This window comes from Phenylobacterium sp. (assembly GCF_041919955.1).
Taxonomy (GTDB): domain Bacteria; phylum Pseudomonadota; class Alphaproteobacteria; order Caulobacterales; family Caulobacteraceae; genus Phenylobacterium.
Window position 1 is genome coordinate 97,813 of record NZ_JAYRSU010000001.1, and the last position, 12,897, is coordinate 110,709.

The 12,897-nt window shown below is 70.1% G+C and carries 14 protein-coding genes; 13 read left to right on the forward strand and 1 reads right to left on the reverse strand.

The annotated features are described in order from the left end of the window. Positions 1-85 precede the first annotated feature (85 nt). Genes ACE3T2_RS00420 through ACE3T2_RS00430 form a run of 3 tightly spaced genes read left to right on the forward strand, consistent with a single transcriptional unit; the run spans position 86 to position 2,651 of the window. A complete protein-coding gene (locus ACE3T2_RS00420) occupies positions 86-736 on the forward strand; it encodes a GNAT family N-acetyltransferase (RefSeq protein WP_374653536.1) in 651 nt (216 codons plus the stop codon). Further along, on the forward strand, positions 733-1,716 hold the full coding sequence (locus ACE3T2_RS00425; protein WP_374653538.1) for a hypothetical protein: 984 nt from the start codon (positions 733-735) through the stop codon (positions 1,714-1,716). The genes ACE3T2_RS00420 and ACE3T2_RS00425 overlap by 4 nt, the downstream gene beginning before the upstream one ends. Then, on the forward strand, positions 1,713-2,651 hold the full coding sequence (locus tag ACE3T2_RS00430; RefSeq protein ID WP_374653540.1) for an NAD(P)-dependent alcohol dehydrogenase: 939 nt from the start codon (positions 1,713-1,715) through the stop codon (positions 2,649-2,651). Before ACE3T2_RS00425 ends, ACE3T2_RS00430 begins: the two co-directional genes overlap by 4 nt. Here ACE3T2_RS00430 and ACE3T2_RS00435 read toward each other — a convergent pair. Then, positions 2,648-3,898: an aspartate kinase gene (locus tag ACE3T2_RS00435; RefSeq protein ID WP_374654041.1), complete on the reverse strand. Its 1,251-nt coding sequence runs from the start codon at positions 3,896-3,898 to the stop codon at positions 2,648-2,650. The two genes, ACE3T2_RS00430 and ACE3T2_RS00435, sit on opposite strands and share 4 nt — an antisense overlap. A 176-nt stretch (positions 3,899-4,074) precedes the next feature. Here ACE3T2_RS00435 and ubiG point away from each other — a divergent pair, with 176 nt between their 5' ends. The 10 genes from ubiG to ACE3T2_RS00485 all read left to right on the forward strand — a co-directional run bounded on the left by ubiG (position 4,075) and on the right by ACE3T2_RS00485 (position 12,897). Continuing rightward, positions 4,075-4,827 carry a bifunctional 2-polyprenyl-6-hydroxyphenol methylase/3-demethylubiquinol 3-O-methyltransferase UbiG gene (gene ubiG / locus ACE3T2_RS00440; RefSeq protein ID WP_374653542.1) on the forward strand — a complete coding sequence of 251 codons (753 nt, stop codon included), beginning with the start codon at positions 4,075-4,077 and terminating at the stop codon, positions 4,825-4,827. A 25-nt stretch (positions 4,828-4,852) separates the two neighbouring features. Next, positions 4,853-5,656, forward strand: a complete 804-nt coding sequence (locus tag ACE3T2_RS00445) for an FkbM family methyltransferase (protein WP_374653544.1) — start codon at positions 4,853-4,855, stop codon at positions 5,654-5,656. Position 5,657: 1 nt separating this feature from the next. Then, complete coding sequence (locus ACE3T2_RS00450; RefSeq protein WP_374653546.1) at positions 5,658-6,080, forward strand: thiol-disulfide oxidoreductase DCC family protein; 423 nt, start codon at positions 5,658-5,660, stop codon at positions 6,078-6,080. After that, complete coding sequence (locus tag ACE3T2_RS00455; RefSeq protein ID WP_374653548.1) at positions 6,077-7,699, forward strand: DUF4166 domain-containing protein; 1,623 nt, start codon at positions 6,077-6,079, stop codon at positions 7,697-7,699. Before ACE3T2_RS00450 ends, ACE3T2_RS00455 begins: the two co-directional genes overlap by 4 nt. 64 nt (positions 7,700-7,763) lie before the next feature. Then, positions 7,764-9,374: a long-chain fatty acid--CoA ligase gene (locus tag ACE3T2_RS00460; RefSeq protein ID WP_374653550.1), complete on the forward strand. Its 1,611-nt coding sequence runs from the start codon at positions 7,764-7,766 to the stop codon at positions 9,372-9,374. A gap of 64 nt (positions 9,375-9,438) precedes the next feature. Beyond that, entirely contained in the window at positions 9,439-9,786 is a 348-nt protein-coding gene (locus ACE3T2_RS00465) for a YciI family protein (protein ID WP_374653552.1), read from the forward strand. Positions 9,787-9,887: 101 nt separating this feature from the next. Continuing rightward, entirely contained in the window at positions 9,888-10,814 is a 927-nt protein-coding gene (locus ACE3T2_RS00470; RefSeq protein WP_374653554.1) for an alpha/beta fold hydrolase, read from the forward strand. Positions 10,815-10,884: 70 nt separating this feature from the next. Continuing rightward, positions 10,885-11,292 carry a hypothetical protein gene (locus ACE3T2_RS00475; protein ID WP_374653556.1) on the forward strand — a complete coding sequence of 136 codons (408 nt, stop codon included), beginning with the start codon at positions 10,885-10,887 and terminating at the stop codon, positions 11,290-11,292. A gap of 165 nt (positions 11,293-11,457) precedes the next feature. After that, positions 11,458-12,540, forward strand: a complete 1,083-nt coding sequence (locus ACE3T2_RS00480; RefSeq protein ID WP_374653558.1) for a Zn-dependent alcohol dehydrogenase — start codon at positions 11,458-11,460, stop codon at positions 12,538-12,540. A gap of 153 nt (positions 12,541-12,693) precedes the next feature. Then, complete coding sequence (locus ACE3T2_RS00485) at positions 12,694-12,897, forward strand: hypothetical protein (protein WP_374653560.1); 204 nt, start codon at positions 12,694-12,696, stop codon at positions 12,895-12,897.

The following is a 12,897-nucleotide window of genomic DNA, read 5'->3' on the forward strand; positions in this document are numbered from 1 at the left end:
GGCGGACAGGGCGCCTTCTCCCGCTTGACAGATAACTTACGTTTCGTAACTTACGATTCGTAATAAGAACCTAGCGGAGGTAGGGATGAGCGCCAAGACCCTTGAGCTGGCGGCGGCGGACGCCGGCGATCTGATGGAACGGCTTGCGCCGCAGATCGCCGGCCTCATCCGCGCGACCGGGCCGGTCAGCTACGACTATCAGTTCGGCGGACCGGACCTGCTGGAGGCGGTTGTCGCCGTTTCCTGGCGCACGTCCGAGACCCTGTTCTGCGCGGCCTGCACGACCGCTGCGATGGACGGCGACGAGTTGCTGGGAATTGAGCTCGGCTTCGCGGGACCGAACTTCTACGTCTTCAAGAACAATCTGGCGGCGCTGGCGCCGGGGATGATCGCGCGCGGCGAGATCGCCTACGAGGCGTTCGCGGGCCTGGCCGAACGGGCGGAGAAGGCGAGCTACCTCAACGCCCATGTGCCTGATGACGTCTATTACCTGCACGCACTGTCCACGCCGCCGCAGCATCGGGGCAAGGGCGTGGGGCGCGACCTGCTGAAGGCGGCGATCGGCCGGGCGAAGGCGGCCGGATATCGCGAGCTGCAGCTCGACGTGCTGGCGGACAATCCTGCGGTGGCCTTCTACCAGGCCATGGGCCTGCGGATCCGCGCCGAGCTGCGCTCGCCCGAGCTGACCCGTGACCACCGCTTCCCGGCCGAATATCGCATGGCGGTGACGCTGTGAGGGTGTTGATCGCGGGCGGGTACGGGCTGGTCGGCGGCTGGGTCGCGCGGCATCTGCGGGCGGCGGGCCACGACCTGGAACTGGTGCTGGGCGGGCGCAAGCCGGAGGCGGGCGCGGCCCTGGCCGCCGAACTGGGCGCCCGGACCGTGCGGCTGGAGGTTGACGATCCGGGGCCGGGCCTGGCGCAAATCGGGTCGGTCGACCTGGTGATCGCCGCCCTGCAGGACCCCGGCGACAACCTGCTGGCCGCAGCGCTGAAGGCGGGCGCCGCCCATATCGGGATCACGCGGACGACCGACACCATGGGCTCGACCGTGATCGCGGCCGCGGCCCTGGCCAAGGCGCCGGTGCTGATGCTGGGGCACTGGCAGGCGGGCGTGCTGACCCTGGCGGCGCAGGCGGCCGCGGAGGCCTTCGCAAGCGTCGAACGGGTGCATATGGCGGCGTTCTACGACTATGCCGACCCGATCGGGCCGATGACGGCGAGCGATGCGGGCGGCTTTATCGGCCGGGCGCTGGTGCGCGAGGCCGGAACCTGGACCAGCCTCGACGCCGCGGTCAGCGGCCGGCGGGTGTCGCGGGGCGCGGGGCTGGAGCCGTTCGACGCCGTGCCGATGGGAGTGATGGACACCCCGGCCCTGGCGGCGACGACCGGCGCGCGCGACGTGCGCTTCGATCTCGGGACCGGACGGTCGCTGGGAACGGCGGCCGGCGGGGCGGCGTCGCACGACATGTATGTCGAGATCGCGGGCGTCCTTTCCGATGGAACGGCGGCCGAGCGGCGCGTGCTGGTCAGCGATCCGAAGGGGCAGGCGCACCTGACCGCGCTGGGCGTGCTGCTCGGCGCCGAGCGGCTGCTGGGCCTGGACGGCGCAGCTCCGCCGCCGCCGGGGCCGAGGTTCCCGGAAGGCACGCTCGATCCCCGCCGCGCGATGGAGCGGCTGACCGGGTTCGGCGTGCGGATGGAGACCCTGTCATGACCATGCGCGCCCTGGCGGTGGACGTGGCGGCCGGCGCCTGCCGGATCGTCGAGGCGCCGGCGCCGAGGCCCGGACCGGGCCAGGTGCTGGTCGAGATGAAGGTCTCCGCCGTCAACGAAATGGACGTCCAGGTCCGAGCCGGAGGCTGGGCGCGGCAAGTCCGGCAATTTCGCAAGACAGGGCCGGTGCTGACCGGCTTCGAGTTCGCCGGCGTGGCGCGTAGCGACGGAGCCCGTATCCGCGCCGGCCAGAGGGTGATCGGCTACTCGCCGGTGCTGGACGGGCCGCGCACTCATGCGCAGTTCGCCGCCATCGACGAGCGCGACCTTGCGCCGATCCCGGACGAGCTGCTCGACGAGGACGCCGCGGCTCTGGTGGTCATGGGCCTGACCGCGATCGAAGTGCTGGAGGCGATCGCACCCCTGAAGGCGGGCCAGAAGGCGCTGGTGATCGGCGCGGCCGGCGGGGTCGGAGCCTATGGCGTGCAGTTGGCGGCCAGCCGGGGCGCGCAGGTCACGGCCGTCTGCTCAGCGGCGAACGCGGACTTCGCCCGGCGCCAGGGAGCGGCGGAGGTGCGGACTTACGAGGCGGCGGCCTATCAGCAGGGCGACGCCTTCAACCTGGTGCTCGACACGCCCGCCAGGTCGTCGTTCGGCGAGGCGGCGCGGTACATGGCCCGCGGCGGAACCTATGTCAGCACCAATCCGACGGCGGACCTCGGCGGGTTCCTCCGCGCGATGCTCTCACCGAAACGGGCGGGGTGGCTGATGCTGCTGCGCGCTGATCCGGCGCGGCTGAAGCGTCTGATCGCGGCGTGGTGCGCGGGGACGCTGCGGCCGGTGATCGACAGCGTCTACGACCTTTCGGACGCGGACGCCGCCTTCGATCGGTTCGCGACCCGCGGAAAGCAGGGTCGCGTGCTGCTCAGGATCTAGAGCTGGTCGAGGCCGAAGCCGGCGTGCAGGGCGCGCACGGCCAGTTCGGTATAGGCCGCGTCGATCAGGACGCTGATCTTGATCTCGCTGGTCGAGATGACCTGAATGTTCACACCCTTCTCGGCCAGGGCCTGGAACATGGTCTTGGCTACGCCGGTGTGGCTGCGCATGCCGACGCCGATGACCGACACCTTGGCGACGTCCTCGTTCACCTGCACGTCATCGAAGCCGATCTTCGGCTGGGCGGCGCGGACGATCTCGACCGCGCGCTGGGCGTCGCGCTTGCCGACGGTGAACTCCATGTTCGCGGTGTCTGCGGTGCGCGCGTGGCTCTGGACGATCATGTCCACATTGACGTTGGCGTCGGCCAGCGCGCCGAAGATCTCGGACGACACGCCCGGATGGTCGGGCAGGCCGAACAGGCTGATCTTGGCCTCGTCACGGCTGTAGGCGACGCCGCTCACGATGCGCTTTTCCATGATCTCTTCCTCGTCGCACACGATGGTGCCTTGGCCGGGCGCTTCGCCGGGCTCGACAAAACTGGACAACACCCGCACCGGCACGTTCTGAGCCATGGCGAGTTCGACGGAGCGGGTCTGCAGGACCTTGGCGCCCAGCGACGCCATCTCCAGCATCTCCTCGTAGGAGATCTTGTTGAGCTTCCTGGCCTTGCTCTCGATGCGCGGGTCGGTGGTGTAGACGCCGTCGACGTCGGTATAGATGTCGCAGCGCAGGGCCTTCACCGCCGCGGCGATGGCCACGGCGCTGGTGTCAGACCCCCCGCGGCCGAGGGTGGCGATGCGGCCGTCGCGGGTCACGCCCTGGAAGCCGGCGATCACCGCCACCTCGCCGGCGTCGAGCGCCGCGCTCAGCGTCTCAGGCGGGATGTCGTCGATGCGGGCGCGGCCGTGGGCGTCATCGGCGATGATCGGAATCTGCCAGCCGAGCCAAGACTTGGCCGGCAGGCCCATGTTGCGCAGAGTCATGGCCAGCAAGCCGGCGGTCACCTGCTCGCCCGAGGCGACGACGGTGTCGTACTCGTCGTCCGACGAGGGCAGGCCCTGGGCCGCGGCGCCCGCGCCATCGGTCCAGGCGACCAGCTCATTGGTCTTGCCGGCCATGGCCGAGACCACGACCGCGACCTTGTGGCCGGCCGCGACTTCGGCGGCCACGAGGCGGCCGACGCGCCGGATACGCTCAAGGTCGGCGACGGACGTGCCGCCGAATTTCATCACTAGCCGAGACAGCGCAGGAGCTCCGCTTGAGAGGGAAGGCTGCGCCTAATAGCGGGGTGGACGGCCAGGGGCAATGTCTGCCTTGCCGAGGGTCGAAACGCCGCGTTGCGCGCAAGATGGCGCCCATTCGGGGCCTTTCGGGGCGATAGGGACTGGCGCCGTGCGCCGCGCGGTAGGAAAAGGGTTCCATGGCTTCCGCGTCCGCTTCGTCCATCGATCCGAAAGAGGTCGAACAGTTCTCCCGCATCGCCGCCGAATGGTGGGATCCGAAGGGCAAGTTCGCACCGCTGCACAAGTTCAACCCCTGCCGGCTCGCCTTCATCCGCGAGCAGGCGCTGCTGCGGTTCGGGCGCGACGCCAAGGCCATCCGCCCGTTCGAGGGGTTGAGGCTGCTGGATATCGGCTGCGGCGGCGGCCTGCTGTGCGAGCCGATGACCCGACTGGGCTTTGCGGTCACGGGGGTCGACGCCTCGGCGCGCAATATCGGCACGGCCAGCGCCCATGCCGCCGAGCAGGGGCTCGCCATCGACTATCGCGCCTCGACCGCGGAGGACCTGCTCGCGGGCGGCGAGGCGCCGTTCGACGTGGTGCTGAATATGGAGGTCATCGAACACGTGGCCGATCCCGGCGCCTACCTGCGTGACTGCGCGCGGCTGGTGGCGCCGGGCGGGCTGATGATCGTCGCCACCTTGAACCGCACGCTCAAGGCCCTGGCCCTGGCCAAGATCGGGGCGGAGTACGTGCTGCGCTGGGTGCCCGTCGGCACCCATGATTGGAACAAGTTCCTGAAGCCCGAGGAACTGCGCGGCTTCCTCGACGGGGAGCCGGTGGCGGTGCAGGGCCCCTATGGAGTCGCCTACGAGCCGCTGACGGGACGCTGGGCTCGCTCTTCCGACTGCGACATCAACTACATGATGACGGTCACGCGGGACGCGGCGTAAAGAGGCGGCGTAAGAGGAAGTACCCATGCCTTCGATACGGGTGCTTGGTCACGCCTTCCGCGCCTGGCGCAGGAACAAGCGCTGGGCCAAGCACGAGCCTGAAACGCCCTACCTGGCCGATCTTCTGAACGGTTCACCAGTGTGCCTGCACGTCGGGGCGAGCGACGGGCGCCATTCGTACGTCATGACCCAGGTCGCGCCCAAGGCGCAGGTCCACGCCTTCGAGCCATCGGCCTTCACTTTCGAGGTCCTGAAGATCTGCCTGGCGTGGCACCGCATCGCCGGCCAAGTGCGGCCGGTGCACGCCGCGGTCGCCGACATGCCGGGAGAACTGCTGCTGGTGACACCCAAGAAGACCTCCGGTCGCATGGGACGCGCCTACGCCTATGTGGCGACCGAGCCGCCGACCGGCCAGGTGCGGCCCGACCTCGAGGACGCGGGCCTGGAGCTGCAGCCCACGCCGGTGGTGACGCTGGACGGCTATTGCGAGCGCCAGGGGCTGGGGCGTGTCGATTTCATCCGGATGGACATCGAGGGCGCGGAACTGAAGGCGCTGAAGGGCGCCGAACACATCATCGACCGCGACCGTCCGCACGTATTGATCGAGATCCACCCGGTCATGCTGGAGGCGCGGTTCGGCGGCTCGGCGGAGGCCGTGCTCGAGGTCTTCCGCTCGCGCGGCTATCGGATGTTCGAGGTCAAGGGCGACCGGCTTGAGGAGACGACCTGCGTCGATCCCGATCTGCCCTGGAAGGACTATTTCTTCGTCCACCCGATGCGGGCGGGCGAGCTGCCGGACGGGGTGTTCAAGGCGCGGATGGCGGCCTGACATGACCCAAGCGGCGGACGGCGTCTGGGTGTTCGACGGCGTCTGCAACTTCTGTTCAGGATCGGTGCGACTGGCCCTGGCCCTGGATCGCGGCGGGACGCTGCGCTTCACACCGATCAAGTCCCCCTACGGCCGCGCCCTGGCGCAGGCGGCGGGGATCGACCCTGACCAGCCGGACAGCTTCATCTTCATGGACCAGGGCCGGGCGCTGGAGGGCTCGGACGCGGTGATCGGGCTGGCGCGGCGGCTGCCGGCGCCCTGGCGCTGGCTGGCGGCCGTGCGCGTGGTTCCCAAGCCCTGGCGGGACGCGGCCTATGGCTGGATCGCACGCAATCGCTACCAGCTGATGGGCAAGCGTCGGACCTGCATGGTCCCCACGCCCGAGATGCGGGCGCGGTTCATCCTGGAAGCGCCGCAGGCGTGAGGCGGCGGATCGTCCTTGTCGGCGCGACCGGCGCGTTCGGCGAGCGGCTGGCGCGACTGCTGGCGCCCTGGCCCCAGGTCGAACTGGTGCTGGCCGCGCGAGGCCTGGCCAGGGCGCAGGCTTTGGCCGACGAACTGGGCTGCCAAGCGGCAGGTTTCGACCGCGACCTTCCAGAAACCCTCGCGGATCTGGCCCCCTGGGCGGTGGTGGATGCGGCCGGACCGTTCCAGACCGGCGATCTGCGCCTGGCGCGCACGGCGGTAGCCGCCGGCGCGCACTACGTCGACATCGCCGACGGGCGCGCCTTCGTCGCCAGCTTCGCGGCCGACCTGGACGCGGCGGCGCGAGAGGCCGGCGTGCTGGCGGCCACGGGGGCGAGCTCGACCCCGGCGCTCTCCAACGCAGCCCTCGACGCGCTGACCGAAGGGTGGCGCGAGATCGAGACGGCCAGTGTGGCGATCTCGCCCGGCGCCCGGGCGCCGCGCGGCCTGTCGGTGGTGCGGGCCATCCTCTCCTATGCGGGGCGGCCCGTGAGAGTGTTCGCCGGGCGCGAATGGCGGACCGAGCCCGGCTGGAGCGGGCTGCGCCGCATCGACTTCCCCGGTGTCGGTCCGCGGCTGGTCAGTCTGTGCGAAACCCCGGACCTGGACGTGCTGGCCGGACGTGCGCGCACGCGGGCGAGGTTCCTGGCCGGACTGGAGCTCGTTCCGTTGCACCTGGGCCTGTGGCTGCTGGCCTGGGCGGTGCGGCTGGGTCTGGTGAAGTCTCTGGAGCCAGCGGCCGGACCGCTGCGCGCCGTGGCCGATCTGGTCGCGCCGCTGGGCTCGGACCGCGGCGGCATGGTGGTCGAAGCCGAGGGCCTGGGCGCGAATGGCGAGCCGCTGCGGGGCCGTTGGTCGCTGGCCGCCGAAGCGAACGCCGGGCCGAATGTGCCGGTGGCGGCCGCCGCGGCGGTGCTGCGCGGCCTCATCGAGGGCCGGCTGGCGGCGCCGGGCGCGGGGCCTTGCGTCGGCCTGGTCACGCTGGACGAGATCATGGCCGAGCTGGCGCACCTGCCGATCGTCACGCGGCTGGACGTCGGCGCACCGGCCGCGCCGGCCCTGCTGGGACGGCTTTTGGGGCCGCAGGCGGCGCGGCTGCCCGAGCCGGTGATCGCGGTTCACGACCGTCGCGCCGCGCGGACCTTCGGGGGGCTTGGCAGGGCGCGGGGCGCGCGCAGCCTGATCGCACGGCTGTCGCGGGCGATGATCGGCCTGCCCGAGCCGGGAACCTATCGCGACCTCAAGGTCACCATTTCGCCAGGCCCCGGCGGCGAGCGTTGGACCCGCGATTTCGGGCCGCGGCGGTTCTCCTCCTGGCTGACCGACCTCGATGCGCCCGGAGAGTTCGAGGAGCGGCTGGGGCTGCTGCGGTTCCGGTTCTCGCCGCATGTGCGGGGCGACGGCTTTTCCTGGCGCTTCGACTCCTGGCGGCTGCTGGGGCTGCGGCTGCCGAAGGCGCTGGCGCCCAAGATCCGGGCGGTCTCGTTCGCGCGCGACGGGGTCTATCGGTTCCGGGTGCTGACCGCCCATCCGTGGATGGGCGTCGTGTTCGCCTATTGCGGACGTCTGGACGGCTAGCTTCGCGCCGGCCGGCGACTTAGGGTCCTGCCAAACAACGAAAACGGAACTGGAGGACCCCGGGATGCTGGCCCTGATGATGGACCGCGCGCTCAATCTGCCGTCGATCCTCGAATATGCCGCCGCCTATCATGGCGAGCGCGAGGTGGTGACGCGCACGGTCGAGGGACCGATCCATCGCTATGGCTACGCCGAGGCCCTGGCCCGCGCCAAGCGGATGGCCAACGCCCTGATCGCCCTGGGCGTCAAGCCCGGCGACCGGGTGGCGACGCTCGCCTGGAGCACCCACCGCCACTTCGAGCTCTATTTCGCGGTCTCGGGCATCGGGGCGGTCCTGCACACCATCAATCCGCGCCTGCACCCGGATCAGGTGGTCTGGGTGGCCGATCACGCCGAGGACGCCATCCTCCTGTTCGACATCACCTTCGGCGAACTGGTTCGCGACATCGCCCCGAAGCTCTCGACCGTGAAGACCCTGGTGGCGATGACCGACCGCGCGCACCTGCCGCCCGAGGCGCCGGCCGGCACGCTGATCTATGAGGACCTGATCGAGGCCAATTCGCCCGAGTTCGACTGGCCCGAGCTGGATGAGCGGACCGCCTCGGGCCTCTGCTACACCTCGGGGACGACGGGCAACCCCAAGGGCGTGCTCTATGGCCATCGCTCGACGGTGCTGCACGCCATGGCGCTGGTCGCGCCGGACGCCTTCAACCTATCGGCCCGGGACGCGGTGCTGCCCTGCGCCCAGATGTACCACGCCAACGCCTGGTGCACGCCCTATGCGGCGCCGCTGGTGGGGGCCAAGCTGATCCTGCCGGGACGGCTGCTGGACGGGCCGTCGATCTGCGAGCTGGCGGTGGACGAGGGGGCGAGCTTCCTGCTGGGCGTGCCGACCATCTGGGTCGGGGTGCTGGACCACCTGGACAAGACTGGCCAGACCCTGACCACGGTGCGCACCGTCGCCATCGGCGGATCGGCGCCGACCGCCTCGCTGATCAGTCGGGTGGAGACGCAACTCGGCGCGACGGTGCGCCAGATCTGGGGAATGACCGAGACCAGCCCCCTGGGCGTCATCAACACACCGCTGCCCAAGCACGCCGGCGAGGACGAGAGCGCGGCGACGACGCGCAAGCTGAAGCAGGGCAGGGGCCTGTGGGGCGTCGACCTGCGGATCATGGGCGACGACGGCGCCGAGCTGCTGCACGACGGGGTCAGCGCCGGGGCGCTGCAGGTGCGCGGGCCATGGGTCTCCAGCGCCTATTTCAAGAACGACGGAGCCCAGGCCTTCCAGGCGGACGGCTGGTTCGACACCGGCGACATCGCCACGATCGACGCCGATGGCTATCTGCGCCTGACCGACCGGGCGAAGGACGTGATCAAGTCGGGCGGCGAGTGGATCTCGACCCTCGACCTGGAGGATGCGGTCTCCTCGCACCCGGCGGTGGCGCTGGCCGCGGCGATCGGCGTGCCGCATCCCAAGTGGGACGAGCGGCCGTTGCTGCTGGTCGTGCTGCGGCCGGGCCAGAGCGCCGATCCGGAGGAGCTGAAGGCGCACGTGGCCGCGCGGGTGGCGAAGTGGTGGACGCCCGACGAGGTGCGCATCGTGGAGGCTCTGCCGATCGGCCCGACAGGCAAGGTGCTGAAGCGCGAAATCCGGGAAAAGGTCGCCGGCTGACCGGCGGCCTGTCGATCCGCGCCGGCCCCGTTCGTCGTTGAGGCAGGGCCAAAGGAGACATCCCATGCCGCGTTACCTGCTCAACATCTGCCAGCCCGACGGGCCGCCGCCGCCGCCCGAGGTGCTGGAGCCGATCATGCGTGACCTGCAGAAGGTAAACGACGAAATGATCGCGGCCGGCGCCTGGGTCGCCTCGAACGCCTTGCATCCGGCCGAGGCGGCCAAGGTCGTCACCGTGCAGGACGGCGTCGCGCGGATCAGCGACGGCCCCTTCGTCGAGAGCAAGGAGCATGTCGGCGGCTTCACCATCGTGGAGGCGACCGACATGGCCGCGGCCCTCGCCTGGGCCGAAAAGCTCTCGCGGGCCATCACCCTGCCGATCGAGGTGCGCGAGATCCAGATGATCCCCTGACCGGCGATTGCGCCGACGCGAAACAGGCCCGGCCTTGCGAACCGCGTTTGATCTGCCGCGTTCCACACCCAGATCAGGATCCCTGGTTTGGAGCTGAGGAATTGTCCCGCAAGAGACCCAAGGGCGTGCTGTCCATGGGATGGGCGTGCATCGAGTGCGCCGCCACCGGCCGCACTGAACATGTCCCGACATCCGACGACTATCCGGACACCCTGGTGCGCCGGGTCCGTTTCGAGGCTGGCGGAGGCCTGGGCTGGAAGCTGTCGGCGATAACGACCCCGCGCGAGCGGCCGGCGCCGTGGAAGATCGTGGTCGTGACCGGGGCCCCGTCGTGGGCTGAGTATTGGGCACCGGCCCTGGCCGCCCTGCCGCAGGACCGCGAGATGACGGTGGTCGACCGGCCGGGCTACGCCGGATCCGAGCCGGTCGAGTATGTCGGCGACATCGAGGTCCAGGCGCGCGCCCTGGCGCCGCTGCTGCAGGCGCGGCCGGGCCAGAAAGTGCTGCTGGTCGGCCAATCCTACGGCGCGGCGATCGCTTCGATCATGGCCGAGCAGAACCCCGGGCGGGTCCACGGGCTGGTGCTGCTGTCAGGCTATTTCGGCGAGTCCGGGCCGACGGCGCGCTGGCTGGTCGGCATGGGCGCGCGGCTGCTGGCGATCATCCCACGCGACCTGCGCCATGCAGTCCTGGAGGTCTCGGGCCAGCCGGGCCAACTGGCGCATCTGCACCGGGCGCTCGCGCGGGTGCGGGTCCCTGTGCACGTCGTCCACGGGGACAAGGACGACTTCGCGCCCATCGAAACCGCCGAGCGGCTGGCGGCTGAAACCAAGACGCGGCGGCCCATCCGGTTCGAGCGCGTGCCCGGGGCCAATCACTTCCTGAACGACGGCCCGGTGGAACCGCTGCTGGCCGCGTTGGAGGCCTGCATTCCGGTTCGCCGGCCGCTGCTGGCCTGGCCGAAGATCGCCTGGACGCGGCCGGCTTGGCTGCGGCTGGGGCCCATGGGAACGCACGTCAGCGCCTGACGCCCGGAACCGGAGGCCGCGGGCGGCGGTTGTGGCCGGCTGGGTGGGCTCTCCCGAGGAGAGCAAAGACATGATCGTAAAGCTACTCGCAGGGCTTGCGCTGGCGGGCGTGAGCCTGACGCCTGCGCTGGCCCAGGAACCGCCCGGCGGACGTCCAGGCATGGCGCCGCCGGCGGCCGCGACGCCCCCGGTCAATCCCGATCCGATGACCGGCCCCTCGCCGGACGCGATGACCGGCCGGGCAAGCGACGCCGCCGCCCGCTTGACCGATTCCGACCTGCGCCCCGGCGCCTCGGTCACCGACCAGAGCGGCGCCGCGATCGGGACCATCTCCAAGGTCGAGGGAACAGGCGACTCGGCGATGGTGACGCTGTCGTCCAAGGGCAAGACCAAGACCGTGCCGCTCTCCAGCCTGTCGAAGTCCGGAACCGGCCTGGTGTCCTCGACAAGCAAGGCCGAGATCTGGGGCCCGAAGTAGGATCGCCCTGCCTGGCTCCCGGCCTCCCCGCGGCGACCGGGAACCGAGTCCGCGAACATCCTCAAAAACGCCTTGGCCAGCGTCACCTGAACAGCGATAAGGTTGGCGTGACCAAGGCTGCGGCCATACCGTGGCTTCGATAAACGCTTGGGGAGATCGCGATAGATGAAAGCCGCAGTGCTGCGTGAAGTGGGCAAGCCGCTTCAGATCGAGGACGTCCAGATCAACAAGCCCGGCCCGCACGAGGTGCTGATCCGCACCAAGGCCGCCGGCCTTTGCCATTCGGACCTGCACTTCATGCAGGGCTCGTACCCCACCGCCCTGCCGGCGGTGCTGGGCCACGAGAGCGCCGGCGTCGTCGAGCAGGTCGGTTCGGAAGTGCGCACGGTGAAGCCCGGCGACCACGTCATCACCTGCCTGTCGGCCTATTGCGGCCATTGTGAATTCTGCCTGACCGGCCACCTGTCGCTGTGCGTCTCGCCCGACACCAAGCGGGACGCCGAGCAGGAGCCGCGCCTGAAGGCCACGACCGGCCCGATGCAGCAGTACCTGAACCTGTCGTCCTTCGCCGAGCAGATGCTGATCCACGAGCATGCCTGCGTTGCGATCCGCAAGGACATGCCCTTGGACCGCGCTGCGCTGATCGGCTGCTCGGTGATGACCGGCGTGGGGGCTGCGATCCACACCTCGAACGTACGCCCGGGGGAGACCGTGGCTGTCATCGGCTGCGGCGGCGTCGGCCTGGCGGCGATCAACGGGGCGGCGATCGCCGGCGCCTCGCGCATCATCGCGGTCGACATGGTCGCCTCGAAGGGCAACCTGGCCTCGCAGTTCGGCGCCACCGACTTCGTCGACGCCTCCAAGACCGACGCGGTCAAGGAAGTGATCGAGATGACCAAGGGCGGCGTCCACCACTCCTTCGAAGCCATCGGGCTGGCCAAGACCGCCGAGCAGGCCTTCGGCATGCTGCGCCGCGGCGGCACCGCCAACGTCATCGGCATGATCCCCATCGGCCAGAGCGTGACCCTGCCGGGGTTCGCGTTCCTGTCGGAAAAGCGCATCCAGGGCTCGATGATGGGCTCGAACCGCTTCCCGGTCGACATGCCGCGCCTGGTCGACTTCTACATGTCGGGCAAGCTGAAGCTGGACGAGATGATCTCGCAGCGGATCAAGCTGGAGCAGGTCAACGAAGGCTTCGAGGAAATGAAGAAGGGCGAACTGGCCCGCTCGGTCATCGTCTTCGACTGATCGCCCCGCTTTTCCGGACGATATCGGCCCTCCCTTCGGGGAGGGCTTTTTCGTTCGCGGCTCAACTTTTTGTAAGACGGCGGCCCGACCGATGCGAGGTGGCGGGCTGAAGCTCCTTCTCAGGCGGACGTCACCGCCACATGGAGCAAGCAAATGAAGTCTTCCGTCCTCCTTGCCGGTTCGCTGGCCGCCTCGCTCGTCCTGGCCGGCGCCGCGGTCGCCGCCACCCCCGCCCCGGCCTCCGCCGACAGCGGCCAGCCGGCCGCGTCCGCTCCGGCGAAGACCACTCATCACAAGAAGCATCACCGCGCGAAGAAGGCCGCTCCGGCCGCCGCGGCGACCCCGGCGGCCAAGTAG